At 53.5% G+C, this 21,103-nt stretch carries 17 protein-coding genes and 1 pseudogene; 7 read left to right on the top strand and 11 right to left on the bottom strand.

Translation table 11 applies throughout. The features are described 5' to 3' along the window. Positions 1 to 40 precede the first annotated feature (40 nt). The 3 genes from brxC to Q31b_RS15720 are packed head-to-tail and all read right to left on the bottom strand — an operon-like array spanning position 41 to position 4,882. Positions 41 to 3,490 (bottom strand): BREX system P-loop protein BrxC, encoded by a 3,450-nt coding sequence (gene brxC, locus Q31b_RS15730; RefSeq protein ID WP_197171628.1) that lies wholly within the window; start codon positions 3,488 to 3,490, stop codon positions 41 to 43. 53 nt (positions 3,491 to 3,543) lie between these two features. Beyond that, positions 3,544 to 4,098 (bottom strand): BREX protein BrxB domain-containing protein, encoded by a 555-nt coding sequence (locus Q31b_RS15725; RefSeq protein WP_146600636.1) that lies wholly within the window; start codon positions 4,096 to 4,098, stop codon positions 3,544 to 3,546. Further along, positions 4,085 to 4,882, bottom strand: a complete 798-nt coding sequence (locus Q31b_RS15720) for a hypothetical protein (RefSeq protein WP_146600635.1) — start codon at positions 4,880 to 4,882, stop codon at positions 4,085 to 4,087. The genes Q31b_RS15725 and Q31b_RS15720 overlap by 14 nt, the downstream gene beginning before the upstream one ends. A gap of 499 nt (positions 4,883 to 5,381) precedes the next feature. Between Q31b_RS15720 and Q31b_RS15715 the strand changes: the two genes are divergently transcribed. From Q31b_RS15715 to Q31b_RS15700, 5 genes are all read left to right on the top strand, one after another. Then, the gene (locus tag Q31b_RS15715; protein ID WP_197171625.1) at positions 5,382 to 7,382 is read left to right on the top strand and encodes an acyl-CoA dehydrogenase family protein; all 2,001 of its coding nucleotides are present in this window, start codon (positions 5,382 to 5,384) and stop codon (positions 7,380 to 7,382) included. A 279-nt stretch (positions 7,383 to 7,661) separates the two neighbouring features. Further along, positions 7,662 to 7,964: a cyclic-phosphate processing receiver domain-containing protein gene (locus tag Q31b_RS15710; RefSeq protein ID WP_146600633.1), complete on the top strand. Its 303-nt coding sequence runs from the start codon at positions 7,662 to 7,664 to the stop codon at positions 7,962 to 7,964. A gap of 42 nt (positions 7,965 to 8,006) precedes the next feature. Then, entirely contained in the window at positions 8,007 to 8,363 is a 357-nt protein-coding gene (locus Q31b_RS28310) for a hypothetical protein (RefSeq protein ID WP_197171623.1), read from the top strand. After that, a complete protein-coding gene (locus tag Q31b_RS28305) occupies positions 8,335 to 8,790 on the top strand; it encodes a TIGR02452 family protein (RefSeq protein ID WP_197171621.1) in 456 nt (151 codons plus the stop codon). Before Q31b_RS28310 ends, Q31b_RS28305 begins: the two co-directional genes overlap by 29 nt. 140 nt (positions 8,791 to 8,930) lie before the next feature. Further along, positions 8,931 to 9,683, top strand: a complete 753-nt coding sequence (locus Q31b_RS15700; protein WP_146600632.1) for an endonuclease/exonuclease/phosphatase family protein — start codon at positions 8,931 to 8,933, stop codon at positions 9,681 to 9,683. Between the two features lie 52 nt (positions 9,684 to 9,735). On the opposite strand, the gene Q31b_RS15695 is transcribed toward Q31b_RS15700, so the two are convergent. Next, positions 9,736 to 9,996, bottom strand: coding sequence for a hypothetical protein (locus Q31b_RS15695; RefSeq protein WP_146600631.1), 261 nt, complete (start codon positions 9,994 to 9,996; stop codon positions 9,736 to 9,738). 338 nt (positions 9,997 to 10,334) lie between these two features. Here Q31b_RS15695 and Q31b_RS15690 point away from each other — a divergent pair, with 338 nt between their 5' ends. Further along, positions 10,335 to 11,120: a DNA polymerase beta superfamily protein gene (locus Q31b_RS15690; RefSeq protein ID WP_146600974.1), complete on the top strand. Its 786-nt coding sequence runs from the start codon at positions 10,335 to 10,337 to the stop codon at positions 11,118 to 11,120. 181 nt (positions 11,121 to 11,301) lie between these two features. After that, on the top strand, positions 11,302 to 12,198 hold the full coding sequence (locus Q31b_RS15685) for a hypothetical protein (RefSeq protein ID WP_146600630.1): 897 nt from the start codon (positions 11,302 to 11,304) through the stop codon (positions 12,196 to 12,198). 1,240 nt (positions 12,199 to 13,438) lie between these two features. Here the strand turns inward: Q31b_RS15685 and Q31b_RS15680 are convergent. From Q31b_RS15680 to Q31b_RS15655, 7 genes and pseudogenes are all read right to left on the bottom strand, one after another. After that, positions 13,439 to 14,038: a hypothetical protein gene (locus tag Q31b_RS15680; RefSeq protein ID WP_146600629.1), complete on the bottom strand. Its 600-nt coding sequence runs from the start codon at positions 14,036 to 14,038 to the stop codon at positions 13,439 to 13,441. A 460-nt stretch (positions 14,039 to 14,498) separates the two neighbouring features. Beyond that, positions 14,499 to 14,801, bottom strand: a complete 303-nt coding sequence (locus Q31b_RS15675; RefSeq protein WP_146600628.1) for a hypothetical protein — start codon at positions 14,799 to 14,801, stop codon at positions 14,499 to 14,501. A gap of 602 nt (positions 14,802 to 15,403) precedes the next feature. Beyond that, positions 15,404 to 15,708: pseudogene (locus Q31b_RS29500) on the bottom strand (DNA polymerase beta superfamily protein); the annotation flags it as partial. A gap of 150 nt (positions 15,709 to 15,858) precedes the next feature. Further along, positions 15,859 to 16,005, bottom strand: a complete 147-nt coding sequence (locus Q31b_RS28300; RefSeq protein ID WP_197171617.1) for a hypothetical protein — start codon at positions 16,003 to 16,005, stop codon at positions 15,859 to 15,861. Positions 16,006 to 16,274: 269 nt separating this feature from the next. Further along, the gene (locus Q31b_RS15665; RefSeq protein WP_146600627.1) at positions 16,275 to 16,673 is read right to left on the bottom strand and encodes a hypothetical protein; all 399 of its coding nucleotides are present in this window, start codon (positions 16,671 to 16,673) and stop codon (positions 16,275 to 16,277) included. Positions 16,674 to 16,687: 14 nt separating this feature from the next. Further along, positions 16,688 to 18,166 (bottom strand): sulfatase family protein, encoded by a 1,479-nt coding sequence (locus Q31b_RS15660; RefSeq protein WP_231617613.1) that lies wholly within the window; start codon positions 18,164 to 18,166, stop codon positions 16,688 to 16,690. Continuing rightward, positions 18,156 to 20,903: a sulfatase-like hydrolase/transferase gene (locus Q31b_RS15655; RefSeq protein WP_146600626.1), complete on the bottom strand. Its 2,748-nt coding sequence runs from the start codon at positions 20,901 to 20,903 to the stop codon at positions 18,156 to 18,158. The genes Q31b_RS15660 and Q31b_RS15655 overlap by 11 nt, the downstream gene beginning before the upstream one ends. Between the last annotated feature and the right edge of the window lie 200 nt (positions 20,904 to 21,103).

The raw sequence follows: 21,103 nt of genomic DNA, 5'->3' as shown, positions 1-21,103 counted from the left end.
AGGATTCGCAACAGTGCCCGCGCACGTTGGCACAGCTTGTTCAACTAATGACGACGGGGCCGTCTTTCAGTTTTTGATTGATGGCTGCTTCCTGCTCTGCCAACCACGACTTCACATCCTCAGGCGTCTTCAACGTTCCACTCGACAAGTGCATGCGCTGAAGCTTGGGTTCATGCAACTTGGCTGCTCTTGCGTCGGCACTGGCAAATCGACTAGTCAATGCATCGGTCTTGTCTTTCCATGATGAAAGCGGGGTCGCATCTAGCGTTCGCAGCAGTTCGTCGTCACTGCCAACTGAGATCGCCGGAACGCCGTCCAATCCTTCCGCCTGCATTAACTCAGACTGTTTTGCTGCATCCGTCTTCTGCCAGGACTCGCTGGCCTTCAAAGTGTCGAACTCGGAGTTGTAAGTGCTTTCGTATTGGTCGTGAGAAGAGGTGACTGCCGATCGCAACGCTGCTGCAGCCTTCTTCACCAACGGTGTTACGTGGTCGGTCTTCTCTAGCAGCAAACGACTGTCGCGTATTCCATCGGCCGCAGATTGAATGTCAGCGAACTCATCCATCCCCTCGCCGTGCTTCATCAGCCGGCCAAGCCGTTCCCACTGGGGCATTCTCTTCTCGGACAGCTCAGCAAGCGATGTCCAATCCTCGGCTTGTTTGCTCAGTTCATCGCGGACCGCCAGCATTTTTGCGAGGCGTTCGTTGCCTGCGTGATTTCGCAGGTCAGTCAGATGATCCGTATTGGGACGAACAGGTAGTGGGGCATCGCCGCCGGCGCGGCTGGCCAAGTCAAACATCGCCTTGAGGAACTCGCTTGACTTGTCCTCCAAGTCATCGCTGGGGCGAGTCGGAACCCCGGCGGTCGGGAACAACCCGCGAAGCGCAATCTTGTCGCTGGCCGAAAGCGTGATCGTTTCCTGTCGAAGTTCCGCTTTCTTAATCTTGGTTTGGTCCAACTTGCCTGGCGGGACACTGTCACCGCCAGCGCGAACCGTGATATCGCCTGAGTTGTGCAGCGCCATGATTGCGCCGTCAATCGCGTCTTGGGACCAACCGTAGGGTGCATTCCCAAAAATTCTCTGCAACTGACGACCTTCGCAACCAGCTCCTATCTCACGCAGAAGCGCCTTGCACACCGGGTGGGCCTTGGTTTCGCCCGTCCAACTGACGGCCCCCAGCGGTGCGTCGTCGTTGTTCTTGGCGCGACTAATGACGACGGGCCAATTCTTGTGGTCGCCGTCACCAAACTTGGGGAACATCCGGTCGAGAGCATCCTTAGCGGCATCTTTGACCTTTTCCTCGATCGTCAGCGACATCACCTCGGCACCGCCGCCCTTGAATACTTTGGCGGCGTCGACAATCTCGCCGAGGATTTCATCGCGAGTTCGCTGGGCATCAGTTTGCCGACTTTCCATCGCGCTCCGCGCTTCGTCTCCTTCTGGCGTGCTTGGCACACCTTTGATCTTGATGGTTCCAGTGGAAGCCTCATGCCGGACGATCTGCTTCTCCAAGTCCTTCGAGTTTCCACGCGGTAGGAAGACGAAGACAATTGGACTGTCGGTTCCGGCAGCACGAGCTGAATCGACCACGTTCTTTTCGCTGGCCGAGTACTCATCGCGAATCCATACGGGCACCGCATCACCGTCCACGACTGGGGCATCGTCTCCGAAGTGGATCGCCAATTTGCGTTTCTCTTTTCGCTCACCTTGGATCAGCGAAATGCCCTTGATGGCGTCATGGCTGGCTGCACGGATCAGCGCGTCACGTTTGGTGGTCAGCTCGCCAGAGTTTGCGTTGAGCTGCTGCTCTCGCTTGCGGAACTCAGCGTCCCAGTCAGAGTACTCCTTGGTTTGAAGGTTGTATTCGCTGTGGTCCTTCAGCAAAATTCCGTCGTTGACCAACTCCTCAAGCAAATCCGGAATCTCTTTGCGAAGCCGCGCCCCGTCGTCTTGCAGATCGCTGACCATCAGATCGGCCAACATTTCCTCCGACGCGCGAACGCCGATGTCAAAACCTGCTTCACGTGGGATTTTGCGAATCAAGAAGGTTAGTCCGCAAAGCCGGCGTTTCAGCTTTCCCTTTTCGGTGCCGTCATCGAGCGATCGAATCGTTTCGTCGAGTTCACGCAGTAGCACACCTTGGTGAACCAGACTCGGCTGAAGCTGGTCAAACATCAGGTCGGCCGGCACCACCGTGCCTAGTCCGCTGGATGCGTAGTCGTGCAGTGCATCGTGAATGATTCGCAACTGGGACCGAAGCATTCCGCTGGTGCCGGTTGGATCGACGGCGCGGAACACGTGCTCCCAAAAGCGACGGCGTACAGGCAACAGTGGATAGTCTTCGACCATGATTTCACGGTCGCTCCCCTTGCTTCCGATGCGCGTCCCTGAGAGCTGACGTTCGATTTCACCCGAGTGTATGTCGAGGCACTTGCGGACAGCGTCAACGTGTTCAGGTTTCTTCTGCAACAAAACGCGTCGCGTCACCGTTTCGACATCGGTGTCGGAGAGTTCGATCGGAATCGTGAAGCGGTCTTGTAGCCACTTGAAGTGCGGTGCCTGGGACGCGAGAGCGTTCTGGCCCGCACCAACGACGATGATCCGAGATTCCAGCTGCTTGCTGAGCGCTTCGGCAACGTCGACCACATCTCGTGTCCGATCCTTCGAGTCACCGATGTGGATTTGCACTTCGTCCAGCACGATGATCGTGCATGGCAACTTGCCATCGACCGAGAGCACTTCGCGGGTTAGTTGCAACAATTCTGAAGATGAAATGTCCGCTGGTTTCTTAAACTGTCCTCGGATCGTTTCCCTCGCCGACTTGCGGTCGCCATATCCGGCATCGACCTCGACCAAGGCATCGTGCAGAACGGGACTGACGGTCAGGTCGTTCAGCTCGCGAAAGAAGTCTTTCCCTTTGACTTCAACGGCTGCTTTGACTTGGTCGTAAAAGCCATTGTTCTTGAGGTACAGACAGAACTTCGCAGGAGCGTACTGTTCGGGCAGCCCCTTTGATCGCAGAATCATGCCCAAGACGGTCAAGCGAACACTGCTGGTGTCACCCGAGGGCAGCGTTCCTGATACGGCGTGGAGACCACCAGCCTTGCGCCCTTCGGTGTCTAGTTCCTTCAACGCTGCGACCACATCTTCGGGTAAATCTTTTACCAGCGAACGGGCGCGGGAGCCGTCGGGGAATTCAGTATCGACCCAAAGGTGACACAGCATCTTCAAAAGGTGAGATTTACCACTGCCAAAGAAACCGCTGACCCAGGCGGCCGGCTGACTGGTGCCACTAAGGTGCTGAAGATACGACTCCAAGATGCGGACCATTCCATCTTCATACTGGCCTTCGCATACGAAATTGGAAAGCTCTTCGCGAAGCGTGTCGCGTTCCTGGTCGGTTCCTTCCGATGTGATCCGTGCTTGACCATTATTCATCAGCTCTGAATGGGCTGGATCACGGACGAATAGCTCGCTGTTCTTAATCATGGATCGACTCTCGATAGACTTCTTGCTTGATTTGTTATGCGTGGAATAGCCGGCTATTCGCTTTGGTGAAGCGTGATGGGCGTGGCGAGATAGTTCCAGCCATCACGAGCGCCCAGTAGGCTGTAGTTGTCCTGCTGAAATGTCCCAGGAAAGAACAGCACCATGCGTCCGCGGATGTCGCCGACCGATTTGTCGAGCACCTCGGAAACTCGCAAGAATCCATACAGCGAAGACGTGCCATAGATTGCGACGACAGTGTTTTCGTCAACATCGTCGGCAGTCAACTCGGCCCGCACAGCCGCGACGACATAGTCGAAAAACTCAGTGTCCAGCTTGAGCTGCAAATCTTCAGGACATTCAAAATAGGACTCGCGATATTCTTCCGCTGACATCCACGCAGGAAACAGTGGCGCAAGATCAAGCTGTCGCCAGCCATGGCCAGCACCCTTCGTGCGAACTTCAAAGTCACCGATTCGTGCATTGAGCTTTCGTTCATCCTCTTTCGCATAGACGACGAAGATTGCTTTCTGGGCGCCGGCGAGATTCTTCTGCCAAGGCGCTTTGATGTTTCGCTCGTAACTGTCGGCCAGGTCTTCAATTCGTCCCATTTGCAATCCTCAGTTCACGTTCGGTTAACAGAGCACCAAAGCCAACGTCAAAAATATCTTGTGCTTCACGCAGGGAAATCAGCCCAAGCCTGCGAGCGTCAATCGCCCGAGCTAACGCGATATCCTCTGGTGCATCTAGCAGTCGCATGAACTCACTCGACAACAACTTCTTGCCTCGCAGCCCCATGACGTACCCGAGCAGCAAAGCAAACGTGACCGTGACTGGTGTTGCATCGACTTGTGTTCGCACCTTCCGAACCCGTCCAACTAAGTGTCCAGACTGACTCCAGGATGAACTTGTGTTGCGCGCAACCTTGTCGATTGTTGACTCACCCATGCGCCCGTTCGTGAAGTCATCGATCGAGCTACAAACCGATTGTCGCATCAGTTCCATGCCATCTGGTGTTTCCAGAACCGCCGTCGCGGTTGATCGAAGCAACGGGTCGCGGGCGTAAGCAATCAAAATCGCCAGTAGTGGTTGCCCTGATTCATCCAACTCCCACAACGATCGAAAGACACGGAACAAGGGCGCCAACTTATCAAGCGAATAAAGCTCACGGAGTCGACGCAGGGTTCCTTTGCGATTGGAGTCCGTCGACTTACCCAGCACGTTTTCATCAACAACGGCCTGCTGGAATTGCCCGAAATCAGATTCCGCCGGAACCGTATCTAGGAGCGTTTGTAGTTCAGCAAGCATCATCGTTCGGCTGGAGTGCGGCCCACTGGGGCCAGCAATCAAGCCGAATTCTTCCGCCTGTTCTGAAACTGAATTAAACGCGTCCACCCGTGGCAAGCTCCTGCACTGCTGATTTTCGTCCATTATCACGACAAATCACCGGATGTCAACTACCGCCGTCAGGTGCCGGCATGTCTGCCGGCGTGTTGCTTGCCTGTTTGACGGATGGGGTGTCTGTACGTAATATTTACAAAACAACCACCTGCATGGTTGCTTCGGTCGCTTTTAATTCGAGACATGGATTCAGCTGCGGGTACCTGTCATGAAAAAAGGTGAGGGGAAGCGAAAAGCGGGCAAACGTCCGCCAAAATCACCAAAGACGAAACCCGCGAAGGGAAAGAAAAAGTAGCGGTACACAACTCAGGTTTAAGACCCTAGCACAATGCTACAAAACGTCAGAAACGCCAACTAGGTAAACAGGATCCGTTTAGCAATCATGAATACGCGAAGCAAACCAAGAGTTATTTCTGATCTCGAACCACTCGTGGGTAGCATGTTTAATCGCATTCGCTGCTCAATCGATAGGCAGAATCGCACTCAACTGCCAATGACTATTTTGCTCATTTTCGCGATAGCTTGTTTTGCGATTTCTGGGATCTCTCTCGGGCAGGATATGCCGAAGACGGCGCACGAAACAAAACTGCTTTTAGAGCCAAACGACGCCCTCATCCAAGTTCAGCACCTGCACAGTGAAAACTCCCCCGTGATCGTTGCACAAGGCGAGCTTGATCAACTGATTGACCGTAATGGTGGTGGCGCGTGTCCGCTCTCTGCGGCGTTGATCGCCGCTCAAGGAATACGCATCATGGCTGACCTGCCAGTCGATCCGTACCCACACCGATCGGCACTCCGGATGTTTCAGTCCAAACCGGAACTGAAAGAGGGGCGAATTGACAACGAGCGTTTCGTTGAATTGTTGGCGTACGTTTGCAGCGATCTTGACGAAAAACCGTTCGCGATATCGACAGTATCAGCTCCGAATAGCCCTCATGTGACCACGGGGCAAAGGTGGTCTCCAGCCGACGGCCCTGATCTATCGACGAAGAGGGGCGAATTAAAGATTCTCGCATACACTGTGACACAAGCGGATGGAACGGTTCGTGGACGTCACTTTGTGCTGTTGAAGGAAATCAGCGATGGTAAGTTGTCTTTCCTTAATCCGGGCAGTCCGCTCGGTAATCGCACGTTCATTATCGAATATCGCGGCGAATCATTCTCCTCCAAAGCACAAGTTTTCTTCCACAGCCCGGCCGGTGTCGACAAGTCAAATCAGACCTATGAATTGAACACAGTATTTACCATTCGACTGATTTCACCCAATGGCGATAGTCACGGCAACGTCGGGGCGTCCATCGAATCTGTTAAGTCGGAGATGGAAAAGCTTGCGGAGCGCCTGCAATCAACCGGCGAGTTTTCATCACCGAATGCCTGGCGGCGTGAGGGCGCGACTTTTGGTTTGCCGGGTCTGGACCTGCCTAGAGAGGTCGGCGGTGGTGGCTGGTCGGCAAGCAAGACGCTTGAGATATTCCGGCATGCTGGACGGCACAATTTGAACCTGCGTGACGTTATCGGTGGTGCGCATGGTCGACCGCTCGTGAAGTCGGACTCAGCTCTTGTCCGGAAAGTTCTTAACGACCTCGTCGCTGGCAGTGCCTACGTTGCAGTCGCGATCACTGAACCCGAGGCCGGAACGGACATGAAGCAGATGCAATCGAAGGCGGTTCGTTACGGCGATGGTTTCAAACTGACAGGTCGCAAACTTTGGAACGCCCGCCTTCGAGAGGCTACTCATGTTGTTCTCTATACCCTCGCGGCCCATGGCGAAACCGGATCTAGGTCGGCGTTTCTGCTCCCGATCGACCATCCTGGATTGCGGATTGTCGACCGGTACGCCCACGGGCTGACTGGCAATTCCTTCGGCGGGTTAGAGTTCGACGATATGTTTGTGAGCAAAGATCATATCCTCGGCGAAGATGGCGACGGTGGCAAGATTTTCACTGAACACTTTCAATACTGGCGATTGATGCAGGCGGCTGCAGCGATCGGATGCGGCGAGGCAGCGTTGGACCAGATGGCCGAACGCATTGCAACTCGAGATGCATTCGGCGGCCCCATCGGTCGTTTCACCCACCTTCAGCAACCGATTGGCGAATACCTTACGAAGCTGCGTATGGCGATGGCGCTAGCACGCGAGGCAGCTGACTTAATTGACCAGGGGGACTACAAAGCTGCCTCGCCTTTGGTTGACGGACTGAAGGCCGAAGGAGTCGAAATTGCGCTCGCCGCATGCGACGCCGCGATGCGATCACATGGGGCGATGGGATACAGCCGCGAAGTCGATCTCGGTGATCGAGTTCGCGACTTAATGGGGCTGCGGATTGCCGATGGCACCACTGATGTGATGAGGATGACCGTAGTACGGGAAAGGTACGGATACGAATTTTGGAAGATGGCTGTCCGCAGCTACCGAGATGACGCGGATGAACTCGACCAACAGCCTCTACGCGGCAACCTGATGCCCGTCAAAGGAGGCACGACTAGAGATTGATTTGTTCCGGTACGCTTACCACGAAGATGCCGCGACCACGCTTTCAAGGCTTAGCAACTCGTATGTGCACACCCTCGTCCCAAGAACCGATGCAAGCTTAGCGCCGCGGGATTGCAGGTCCAGTCGAGGGTCGAACTCTCTGCTTTCGCTTTCTGGAGTTAATTTTGCCTCGGTTGCTCGACTATAACGGAGAATACTCTTGCCGAATCTCTGATGCCGATTGGCGAGATGGTGAAGGCCGCCGAGTGCCAAGGGCCAAATGATTGAAACGAGAATTAGATGAAAATCTATCTCGATGACGAACGAACGACACCCGATGGATGGCACCGGGCCTATTGGCCGGATGAGGCGATAGACTTGTTAAAGGCTGGTGATGTCACGGAGATCAGTTTGGATCACGACCTTGGCGACGATGAACGCGGCACCGGTTACGATGTTGTGATATGGATCGAAGAGCAAGTTGCGTTGCACGGTTTTGTCCCGCCAGCGATGATGGTGCATTCGGCCAATGTGTCGGCGCGGACAAAGATGGAGAATGGGATTCGGGCGATTGAAACAATGGTGAGGAAACGCGATGGGTGACGATAGTGCGAAGGAAAATACTTCTGGCGGAGAGATTCTGACATGACTGCCCTACGTTTCACAGATTGTATCGATTCAGCGGAGTTGGCTCGGGGGCATCAACGTGTTCTTGGAATACGTCAGGAGATCGCGGAGTCACTTGGGCGGTCTGCCCTCGAGGCAATGGACCATGGCGAGTATCTGACCGACGATGGGGTGGTCGATTGGTCAGCGGAAATCAAGGCGGCTGAAGCGGCGAAGGTTTCCATTGCACTCGATGCCAGTCTGCCGGATGCGACACTGCGATCTCAAGACGACAGGCACGCTGAGACTTTGGTGACAAACCACACTGGCCGCAGCCCCTGCCCTGGTAGCAGAAGGGCATCGTCCCTTGGCTCTCAATATCGCAAATGGCGTTGAACCTGGCAATGGTTTCTTGCGGGACGCGACTGCTCAAGAGGAAACGCTCTGGCGGTCCAGTAAGTTGTACGCCACGCTTTTCGATGATCCGATGTACGACTTTCACCGCGACAATGATCCGGCCGCTTCGAGCGACTGGACGATTCTGTCGCCGAACGTACCCGTTTTTCGTGACGATGCGGGAATGGAATGCGATACACCGTGGCCGCTCAGCTTTTTGACGTGTGCCGCGCCGTACGCACCGGCGATCGGTCGACTCGATGCAGAGCCAATGCTTCGCCAGCGGATTTTACGCGTGCTTTCGATTGCCTGGGCCTACGATGACGAGTCTCTCGGGCTGGGTGCGTGGGGATGTAGCATGTTCGCGAATGACCCGCTGCAAAAGGCAAAGGATTTTCGAAGTGCTCTGAAAGGTGAATTTGCCTGAGCATTCCATCGCGTGGTCTTTGCCATCACCGATTGGTCTGACGAACGAAGGTATCTACGTCCGTTCTACGACGTATTTTCAGTTGCTTGAGGTAGAGCTGCTTTAGTTTTAAATATTCAGCAATAATTGGAAGTCGATCAATGAGAATCGCGACATGGAATCTGGCACGACCGACGAGCGGAGATTCGGCCAAAGCGAAGCTGCTTATGGAACATATCAAGCGTGACTGTTCTGATATTTGGATCTTAACCGAGTCGCATAGTGATGTTTCTCCAGGGTCTGACTTCGAGATGCGATCGACAACAGGTAGCGATCGTGCGCAATCGGAGGGCGAGGTTTGGACGGCGATTTGGTGTCGTTTTCCAATTGTCCGTGAGTTGGCGGTTGTAGATCCTATTCGTTCGGTCTGCGTGGAAATCGCAACGCCGGATGGTTCATTGATCGTCTATGGAACCGTCTTGCCTTGGCTCGCTGACACGTGGTTTGATCCACTCCGTGGTGCTGACGCCTTTGTCAGCGTGTTTGCGAAACAGGCGACCGATTGGACTAGGATTCAAGCGGAGAATCCTGATAGCGGCTTTTGTATCGCAGGCGACCTTAATCAAGATTTGGCCAACTCGCACTACTGCGGTTCAAGAGTCGGACGGACCGCACTTCGCGATGCGATCAAGACTTCCGGCTTGAATTGCTTGGCATCGGGCGAATTCGATCGGGTGAGTGAATTGACCGAAGGTCGATGTTCGGCGATCGATCATAATTGTCTCTCCGAATCATGGACATCACGTTTTCGCAGATCGTCAAACGTTTGGCCTGGTGAGAGCGAGCGGACATCGAGTTTGTCTGATCACTTTGGCGTTTGGGTTGATATTGAAACGATCGATTATACACGCTAAACCATTTCCAAGTTTGATCCAGATGTTCGCTATCTAGGATTGACAACCGCCTTTAGAACAGCATCGATTGGCGTTCGGTGCCTGAATAGAGTTCATCACATAGCGTCGCTGACTTGAGTTGTTCGACGAACGACTTGATGTTGTTCGCATACGGAAACCACCGAGATGTGAGCAGCGATTGCACGTCGGCGAATACAGTCTCCTCCCACGCATCCCGATTTTGCAAATTCTCCAAAAGCAAGTGCCAACGCCGCTCGGTTTCGATAGCCTCTTCTTCCGACATCGGTTCGACATGCTCGATCGTCAATTCCACAGGACAACCGCCCTGGAGTTCGTTGCGTCGCTTTTTCAGCTTGACAATCGTCCGGAGCTTTCTGGTGACTTTCAGTTTGATCCGACCAACAACTTGGAGGTATCGTCATGAGTGCCAACGAAAAGAACGGTAAGCCGGTTCACGGCATGGATATCTCGATTGTCAAACTGGTTCCCCGAAACGAACGCACTGTCGCTAAGAAGTATCGGCAAAGGATCGAGGCGATTCTGCGGGCGGTGGGATTGATCGATCCGCTGATTGTCTATCCGCTCGAAGACGGGGATGAGATTCTCGACGGAACACTTCGCTATCGGATTCTATTGGACCTGGGCGTTGAGATGGTGCCGTGCTTGGTTCACGACTCGCGCGACGGTTTCCCGTCGCCTGATTCTGACTTCGATCTTCGTGGCGTGCATTTGCTGCCTATTGAAACAGTCGTGGGTCTCGATGAAGGTGATCAAACGGTCGAAAAGGAAGGCATCTACGATGGGTTAGAAATCGACTTGGTCACCCACGACGCATCGAAATTCTTCGCTCTGATGCTGCGTTGTAACGGCTACGTGCTCGAACAGATATTTTCACCGTTGGTCGTGTTCGCGACCAAGGAGTTCGACGAATTGAAGTCGATCACAGCCGACTGTATCACCAAGCATCACGCCCATCACTACCTCGGCTTCGCCGCAACCCAGTGGAAACTATTCGGAAAAGAATCACCGCCACGGGTCAAACCGCTACTGCACGTTTACCGCGTCCTGCTGACCGGCATCCATCTAATGCGGACCGGCGAAGTCGAAGCCAACCTCGTCAAGCTCAACGAGACCGCCACGCTACTATTCCTCGACGACCTGATTAGCCAAAAGCAAACCGGCCCCGAGAAGGGAACGCTCAGCGCGGCTGATCTCGACTTTCACACAACGCAATACGAGCAACTGACCGCTGAATTGGAACTCGTCGCACGCTGCGGCCTGGAGCAGTTCATCGTCCCGGCGAACATGGTCCTCAGGGGAATGGAAATGGCTGATGATCGCTTTCGGAGAAGCCATCATTCACAACGCGAAAACATGGGTCACGTCGGACAGTTGCGGCATTCACTCAGGCATGTCGATCAAAGCCGATCATTGTGACCCCTACAATTGGGATGTCTGATACCAAATACATAGCTCGGCTAATGAACGTGGGTGTTTTGCACGCCCTCTCGAACGCCGCTATTCTAAACTTTCTTGGCCTCCGAAAGTGCCGCCGTCCGGAATGCGGATGCATAAAAGAGGCAAGAGAATCCGTTCGCAACTTCAGCTGGAGCCTCAAGTGAGACATCTCCTTCGACTCAAATCCGTCTCGTTTTTCTCGTTGGGCTCGATTGCTCTTGCGTCACTCAATCTGTTTCCGATTGCGACTCCTACGTTCGCAGGGGATGTTCGGGAAAACCGATTTGCATCCGCCCCCGAGGAATCAGCTACACCAACATCCCCCAATGCGAATGGCGTTAATGGCGTGGAAGGAACGCCGTCGGACGACGAGATCGCAGTGGTTGAGAAAGGATTGGACCTCGCCCGTGCTCTTATTCCCGAAGAACGCTTCGGTCAAGAACGTGCTTTTGAGAATCGCGATGTCGCTAAGATCGAAAGACTGTCGAGGTCGCTGAATAGGATTACACAGTGCTGCGATCTGATCGCGAAGTACGGAGTGCAGAATTTTTTGCCACGTCTGTCCTTCGAGAATCAGGTCTTTATAGCCGAGGAGGGCATCGCTTTGAAGCTACAGCCATACTTGTCGCGAACGGCATCGCGTGCGCAGAAACACTCTGACAAGATTGCTGCAGAAGTAGAGTCACAAAGACAACGTGCCGAGTCAACATGGTCGACTAGATTGACGCGAGAACTACGTGAACCTTCAACCAATTACCAGCCTGAGAAGCTGGCGAGTGAACTGAAGTCAATTGAAAGCGAGCTGAAAGCGAATCAACGCAGCGGCAAGCAGCAGCGGCAGGAGCTATTGGACCGGGTGGAAGAAATCAATCAAATAAACAAGCGAAAGGTCGACGGTATCAATCGTAAACCTTGGCAACCTGGCTACACGCTTAGCGAACGCCGAGCCGCAGCGAAGGCGCTGTTGATGAGGCGAGGATACACGAGCGAGGACGCTGCGTTGACCGTCCAGTCGATGGAAAGCATTGGCCTGCTACCTGACCCGCCAAAACAATAGTCCTCGTTTTTTCCCTCCAATCGGAAGATACACTTGTCAACGTATTGCCAGCCGGTAATTCAAACATTCAATTTTGTTGGGACACCGTCGAATCTGATTGCACATGTAGACAACGAATTTCGAATGGGCCAGACGGTTCGTAGATCTGGCGGGATGTTTCGGCGTTCGGGTTATGGAAAGAACCTCGGTTAGCGAATAACCCAGCGGAAAGTTGCATGTTTTGGCTCTGGGTTGTGTGGCATTCTCAAGAGATTCGATCAGGTTAAAACGCGATTCGCATTCCGGACACGTTACATCCCCGTTGAGGTACATTAATGATCTGGCTAGCTGAGGGAATCCGTTCGTCATCAGGAGCTTAACTTTTCGGCTCCATAGTTCGTCTCAGGTTAACAATGGTGAGTAAGCCGAACAATATAACAACAATCGTGAAAGGAAGGGTAGCCAAAAGAAAAGATGCAATAAGCAAGTGAAGACACATGCGAATAAAAAACATGATCAAATTGCTATCGCCTCTTTCATTTCTGCAATCTCCGTATTCACGTTGCGAGTTTCAGCTTTTAGCTCGCGGACACGATTTCTTAAAGTGAAAATCATTAATTGCATTTCGAGAACAGAACTCAAGAAGTCGGGCAACGTCCAGGATCATCGAGTCGGCCCGTTTCATTTGCCATCAGGAAAGTTATCGTAGGCGACGTCGGAGCATCCGATGTTTACCCGCCCGTTTGGGCCTTTGCTACGTCAAGGAGTTCTATACAGGCTATGCGATCCAGCGAAATGTACGCCTGCGTACCTGGGAACGTGACGTCCAATCGTGTGAATTTCTTGTATTTGTCAGTTACAATCCCACCAAGGAACCGCTTGCCACTAATATCGTTAAACGAAGCGTTCACAAGAACTGTTCGTTGGACGCCTCCCGTACTTTGACCGCCTCCAGAACCAAGGTCAAAAGAGACCAAGCAGGGTGAATCGCCGAAATCGTTAATACCAGGGTGTTGCCATGTCGGAGTGCGATCAGCTAACGCGATTTGGTAAGTCGCGATTGCTGTGAGAGCGACAATAAAAAGAGCCATCGAATGTCTTGGATGATTTTTCATACCACAAAGCCTAGGGGATGTGCGTTAGATGGAAAAAACTCAGGCGGATAATGCTTGCGATAATCGCAGCGGCAAGATTAACACTCACCATAGATTAAACGCTATTGCCGATGGCGGTTGATTGGGCGGTTATGCGCTGCGACTAGTCAAGAGGCGTCGACGATAGCACGGCAAGCCGAACACTGCAGCACTTTCTTCTTCATGGTTAGCAACCAGCCGATCAAGCCATTCATGAAGCAGAACACAGAAAAACATATGGCACCACCACCGAATGCAACGAAGCCGACGCCGGTGGCAGCGGTTCCGCTAATCACCTCTCTCCGGGCTTTGGTAACGATCACTTGTAGTTCGTCTGAAAGCGACTCGATCTCAGGGTCATCAACCGAAATTTGAAGGCTCACAATTCGTTCGGCTAAGTTCGCGTCAATACCCGATTCGGTCAGCGTTTCGGTTGCGACAGCTTTGCTGGCGCTTGGTACAGCAGCAGATCCAATTACTCCCAGCACGCCAATGCCCATACCTAGTAAGACACCAAGAACTGAAGGTATCAAAATCAAGTAGCCGATAAAAACGGCGGGACCGGATAGCCGGTGCATCTTGGTGGCATACATCGTACCGCCGTCGCATGTCTTGCAGGTAAAGCTTCGAGTAGCCAATCGTTTCTCCAATTCAAGCAAAGGGACCAATAGCAGATTTCCCGTCGGATAACGCTGCGATAAACGCGTTGCGTCGAAAAAGTCAGCCATTACAAAAACGCCTTACACGCGAATCCGGTGCATGGATGAAATTAAGCTGATACTGAAGATTAGGTCGCTTTCGATGATGCGTCAAAAAAGTTTCCGGTGTTTTCTATCGGATAACGTTAGGGATAACTGCGTCGGCCAGACAAACGCTTAGATGGCCACAAACCGTCGTGGCCGACTGACCAACCAGCCACCATGGCGGGATCGCCCCACGCTCGTTTGACGGTTGTCGATCCGAGTACGCAGATACGATATGTTTTGATTTCAGCCGAAGAATATGCTCGGCTGGAGGATCTTGACGCGATCCGACGTGGGATCGCTTGCATGGAAGCCGGTGAGGGCCAGCCATTGCACGAGGTTCGCAATATGATTCATAACAGATGACTGACTTTGATGTCGTCGTCGGCCCGATTGCGAAGGAAGAAATCAGACGCAATTGTTCATCGAGGCGTATCGTTCCGCTTTAGAGACTGTCGTGTGACTCGCCACAGGAAATTGTTATCGCCTTGCCCCTGCTTCCAAACGTTCGGCGGATCACCAACGCGTGGTCTCGGTTTTCTAAACAAACTTCGAAAAAGACCAGAGTTTGGCCGGCTGCTTGCCGCTTGCGGAGCCAGAGGATCATGGTCTCTCGGTCGAAGTGGTCGGGACGGCGGCGGGAGACGTTGGCGAGATTGATGCCGGCGGCAGCGAGGGCGGCTCGCCAAGTGCAGTGGTAGCGGAGTACCGCTTCATCGAGCGCGCGGTCGCGTTTTCGGTTCACCATGGCGCCGAGGTCGTAGCCTGTCGTACACAAACGCCGAAGTTGTTGTTCTACGCGTGCTTGCGTGAGGTCGCAAACGTTTCAACAAGATCTTTCAGTCGCCCAATCACACGGCATTTATCCCATCGTTGACGAGATTGCATCTCCATACCAGCCGCCTGCATCGCGCGGGGTCAATCTCCAAAATGCTTGCTCGCGGCACGAAACCGCGACGGATCTTCCTCGTAAGCCCTAAATAAAAGATGTCCCTCCGCACGTCGCACCCAGATCGCTTCGAGCACTTGACGATCAGTCCTTGATTTGCGCAGTTCGTTCCCTAAACCGAGTGACTCGACCTCGCGTCGCCACCCACCGATGTGTTTCTTTGCGGATCGACATAGCTTGTCGTCACCATGCGAAGCAAACGTGATCGGCTTCTCGCGTTCATACAGGTCAATAATCCTCAGTAGCACTTGATCGGCTGTATAAGACTCACGTTTGGACGTTGGATGACCGGCTGCTTCAAGGGCTGCCGACCAAGTCCTGAACCAATGTTTGCCGGGTTCGTAAAAAACGCGATCTTCGCGTTTGGTTCGCAACAGACTCTCGCCACGGTGATGACGATCGCGAATCGCCTGGATGACGTGCTTCCACTTCACGCGGCCAGACCCGCGAATGTCGGTTTGCATCTTCTTGAATTGTGATGCGACGTAGCCCGAGAACGTTTGGAAGACGAGCTTAGACAAGAACGCTTCTCGCATCGCAAGCAGTTCTTCGACGATCGGTGACTAGAGGCATTCCAAGACATTTGGGTTCGCCTTGAGCGCCAACACGATGAACTTTTGAAGTTCCCAATACACCTCGCTTTAGTTTCATCGTTCTCGAGTTGCTCGGGAACGCCGTACAACGACCAATGCAAATCAGTCGGCGGAGGACGCCTGCTTTGGCTCTCTATGTAGCAAAGTGTAGCTAATCAACGCGAATTGAGCTGAATCCCGCTGAATTCATCGTCATTCGAATGAAAGTAAAAGTGCGGAAAACAGCGTGATTCGTCGAGTCTAGGGTCCCTGTCCGCGGTCAACTAACCCATGTCGTCGGTGAAGATGATGACGAAGTTGGGTTTCGACGGAATCACCTCCGATGGACCTTCGGCAGCCATGCTTGTAGGACCTAAGACCCAAACAAACAAAACCGTTGGTAAAATCAGAGAGGGGCGTCGGGTTCTCATGAGCTTACTCCCCTTTGGGCTTCTTGATAAAATTGAGGGTATTCAGTTGGCCGGGATAGGCATTGGCCGGGATAGGCATTGGCAGACCGGTTGCTTCCCTCCCTGTTCCAGTCGCCCAGTTCGTGACGCGTTTGCTCGGCCATCCTTTCAAGCCCGGCAGTCTTCTCTGGATTCGCGTTCGCAAGGTCGCGTTTTTCGGCAATGTCGTTGGACAGGTTGTTGACCAGTCAATGATCGAGGTATTTATACTCACCCTTTTTCTTTGCCCATTAGACAAGGTTCACCGCCTTACGGGGTAGATGCAGTTTCCACGGCCCCATTCGCACTGCTTCAAGCGTTAAACCGTTGTAGGAAACAAATTCTTGCCTGGGACTTTCTTGCCTGGGACTGGAATCAACCTGTTTGACCAACATCGGCATCAGGTCAAACCCGTCGAGTTTTCGATCTGTCGGCAAGGAGACATCGGTGGCGGCAGCGGTGGTTGGCAAAATGTCCAGGGCAGAAACGAATTCATGACTGACTTGCCCGATACGATAATCGAGTTCGCGCACCATTGCGGGCAAAACAACAGGGTTCATGCGTCCCTTCTTCTGCTGATAGGAGGAAGCTGCATCAAAACCTGGAATCATTCCCAGCAGAACCATACCGATTAGAATTCTAAGATTCATCGCTGTACCCTTTTCTATTTTTTCGCACCGGTAGCCTTAATCTGGGCATCAAGCGCCTTAGCGAGACGTTCCGCAATTTCCGGGTGCTCGGCGATGACGTTGTTGGCTTCGCCGATGTCGTCCTTGAGGTTATAGAGGGTCGGTTGTTGGGTGTTGCGGGCGGTTTTCTTGACTTTGAAGAGCTCCTTCTTGTGGTATTTCCAGTCGCCCTGCCGGACCGCGTTGTAGGAGCCTTGGTGCCAATAAAAGAAATAGTCGTGCGGCGACTTTGCTCCGGGATCGGTCCATAGATCAGAGATGTCGTCGCCATCAGCCGGGATAGCAGGTTTGAACTGGGCACCTGCGATTTTTGCGAGCGTGGGGTGGAGGTCCATCGACCAAGCCATTTCGGAGCAGACGGATCCCGCTATAATCTTGCCCGGCCATTTAACGATGCAGGGCACGCGTTGTCCGCCTTCGAAACAGGTCATCTTACCCTCGAACAGCGGAAGCGCGGATCCGCCGTTTTCGCCTTTGATCAGCCATGGGCCATTGTCGGAAGAAAAGATCACGATGGTATTGTCCTCGACGCCCATCTTTTCCAAGTGATCGAGAATCCGTCCGGTGTTGAAATCGATCTCCTCGATCACGTCGCCGTAGAGACCGCGGTCGCTCTTGCCTTTGAACTCGGTTGACGCGAACAGCGGAGTGTGCGGCATGGAGTTGGCGAGATAGAGGAAGAACGGTGTTTGAGTCTTCACGCTTTTGGAGATAAATTTGATTCCTTCGTCGGCATAACGGCGGGTAATGGTCGCTTGATCGCAGGGAAACTCGATGCATTCCTCGTCACGCATCAACGGTACCTTATCCTTTACGGATCGTAACTTTCCTTGAGCAAACACCTCTTTGAGGGTTGCGGGGCTTTGGTCATCGCGGAAGAGGCAATCCTCGGCATATTTCATGCTCTCCGATGGATACATGTCGTTGGAATAGGGGATACCGTAGTAGGAGTCGAAGCCTTGGTGGGTCGGCAAAAATTCCAACTCGTCGCCGAGATGCCATTTACCGACGGCGGCAGTGGCGTAGCCTGCGGTTTTCAACGTCTCGGCAATGGTGACGTGCTTGGGATCTAGCCCCTCGTGGCCACGGTTGGGGAAAAAGACTCCCTCCACACCGACGCGGTTGGGATAGCATCCGGTCAGCAATGCCGCGCGCGAGGCCGAGCAGACGGGCGAGGCGACATAGTAATCTGTAAAACGCATCCCTTCGGCGGCCAGCCGGTCGACGTTCGGTGTTTTGATGTTCGGCGAACCGTAGCACCCCAGATCCTGATAGCCCTGATCATCGTTGAAAATAATTATAATATTCGGCTTCGCCGCCATGGCATTGGTAGAGACGGCCAGCCCCACGGCAAACATCGCCGCCGTGACGAGGAAGCGGCATCGTGACATCTCCGGCCTGCAAACGCAGGATTGAGACTGGTATTCGGAGTTAGTAATCGTTTTAGTGTTCATGCTCTGATTCCTTATTCGTTTTGATTCGCGGCACCGAAAATCGAATCGACGCTCTCAGGGCAACCTCATCGCCTTGGCTGCTGCCGTTACTTCCGATTACAAAACCGATCGTATCGCCTGTGGCTACCGTGATATCCCTCAAATCAAAGGAGCCGTCGGCCAGCGTCAGCCGGCCCGCCGATCCCGTGGCAGAAAACAGCTGGGTGTCGTTATGGAAAATCTGTGCGGTGATGGAATCGTCCGTCATCTCACCGACCAGATCGCGGAAGCTTCCGGTGATGTTTGCACGGGTCTTTCCGATACCGATATCCGCATCGTCAACAGTATAGCGAACAATCACATGATCGCGGGCTGCCGCGTCATCGGTGACGATAAGAAGATCGGTTCCTGCCGCGGCTGCATTGGCCGTATGGGCCGAATCGATGACGAAACGGCCCGCATCGGCGCTGCCGATCAGCGCGGCAGTACCGGTTCCCAGGAATCCCGTGTTGCCTTCCGAGCCTACTGCAACGCCCGGCGTCATCGCACGTTCGCTGCCACCGGACGCTATTGAAGCTTCCAGATATTGCCATCCATGCGGTAACGTGGATCCGTCGATGAACTCATTCGCTGCGTCGACAACACCGTTCATCCCCTCGCGTGTTTTCCCCCGTCCCTTTTCAGCGTCTGTCAAGGTATTCCAGTCCGGCACATACTTATAGTCCGACTCATTATTGAGAAGGGTCGGCACCTCGGGAAAGATCGAACCGGTTCCCCGCTGCCCGCTTCCTACGATTAGCGTTCCCGTCTCAGGATCGGGATTGCCGAGCTCAAGGACGATGTTCGCGGCCAGTTCGCTTAGCGCAGCGACGATTTCCGGATGGTCCGCCGAGACATCCCGGTCCTCATGCACATCATTGGCCAGATCGTAGAGCTGATAGGTCGATGGCGGTGGCTTGATTTGATCCCACCAGGGCAGTTGGTACTCGGTTCGCGGAACATGCAGCTTCCAATTGCCGACTCGGACACACTGCAAGTTGTCTCCGGTGTAGTAATAGAATGGTTCGTTCGGATCACGATCAATCGACTGACCGCTCATCAGCGGCACCAAGCTGGTACCATCATAAACCCGATCCTTCGGTACGGGCTCTCCGATTAGCTCGCATATTGTGGGAAACAGATCCATTGCACGGACCTGCGGCGAATCGATCATTGCCGGCGTCTGAATTTGCCCTTTCCAGTACATCACAAGCGGAACCCGATGTCCTCCCTCCCACGTCACATATTTTGAGCCGCGGAACGGCGCATTGCCATATTGCGATGGCGGGACTGCGCCGTTATCGGACGAAAAGACAATCAGTGTGTTTTCCAGGATGCCTTGAGCTTCCAGCTCCGCAACAATCTGTCCGACACTCCAGTCCATCTCTTTCAACACGTCGCTGCGAGTTCCGCTACCAGTGCTCCCATCAAAGGCGTTCCCTTCCGTAAAGGGCTTGTGCGGATAGTTATGTGGATAGTAGATAAAGAACGGCTGGTCACGCGAGTCACGGATGTGCTCTCGGACGCGCTGAGTATACAAAGACGTAAGGATTGTTTGAGGGTATGTGTCGTATGCAACCTCCCTGTCGTCATAGATACTGCCTGCATTGGCCACCGTTCCCAACCAACGATCAAATCCCTGATTGAAGGGAAGGAAGACATCCTCGGTCCCCAGATGCCATTTACCGACCATGAACGTTTTGTAGCCCTGTTTTCGGCATTGCTCGGCGATGGTGATCTCATCCGAATCGAGTCCCAAAAACCAATGGTTCTGAAGCGGATGATTCACTGCCATCGGCACCCCACATCGTGACGGATAGGCACCGGTTAGGAACGCCGCCCGCGAGGGAGAGCAGACGTTCGCCGCGGAGAGGAAGGTGGTAAACTGTAGTCCGTCTGAAGCCAAGGTGTCGAGGTTTGGCGTGTCCAACTTCTTCGCGCCATAGCAGCTGATATCGCTGTAACCCAAATCGTCCGCCAACATAAAGATAATATTCGGGCGATCCGTCGCCTCTCGCGGGGCACTTGGTAAACCTTCCTGAATCCGGACGTCGTCAAGCCATACCCCATGGTTGCCACCGCCACCGTTGGTCATCTCCCAACGCAGACGGGTCAGCGTTCGTGTCGAATGAAGAACCGGCCCCTCCTGTGGGGTCAGGCTCGATCCACTGAAAGAGACGCGGTTGTCGGAGAGGACAATTCGAAAGTCCTGAAGGCCAGACGGATATCCGGCATCCTCCGCAATATAGCGTAGGGGCGTGAACCCCATCGGCTCCTCACCATCACCGGTCGTCGCGCTAATGGAATTCTGGGGAGTGTTTGTGCTCGAAACATTTCTCAGGCGGAAGATTTCGTTGGCCCCATCATACCCGATCAGTGTGATGAACTTATCGCCAGCCGGTGAAGCCCGCGTTGCCAACATCTCAAAATGGATCGCCACGTCGGTTGAGAAAAAATCGATACCGCCGTCATCGAGCGTTAGCTCCACATAATCGCCCTCCATCACATAGACGTAGCCGCCGATGTTTTCATCAAATCGACTCGTCTGCGAAAGCGAGGCATCCCAGCTACCTCCGATCGTCGCTGCATCGAGGTCACCCACCGTTGCGACGACATCCGCAGCAGTCGGGTTAAACAACACGGTCTCGGCATCCGAATGAACCGTGAACGCGAATCCGAAGCAAACCACCATTAGCAACTTCAATATTACTTTGTTCATTTCTCTTATTCCCCTCTCCCCAATATAAAGGCACTTCAGCAGAATTTGTGGGCTAACCCGGATGATTCATGGGCTTGCAAATTGTTTTGCTAACGTCTATGCCTTAAAGCGTTTACTTGATGAATCTAACCACTAATTCTTCTGAAGAGCCCGATTCGAATAAAAATTCGAATCCGTGTCATTCCAGTTAGAGTTCTTGT

Origin of the sequence: Novipirellula aureliae (assembly GCF_007860185.1) — a bacterium.
In the GTDB taxonomy this organism is placed as follows: domain Bacteria; phylum Planctomycetota; class Planctomycetia; order Pirellulales; family Pirellulaceae; genus Novipirellula_A; species Novipirellula_A aureliae.
The sequence above is the reverse complement of the archived record's forward strand: the minus strand, read 5'-3'. Positions and strand labels throughout refer to the sequence as shown.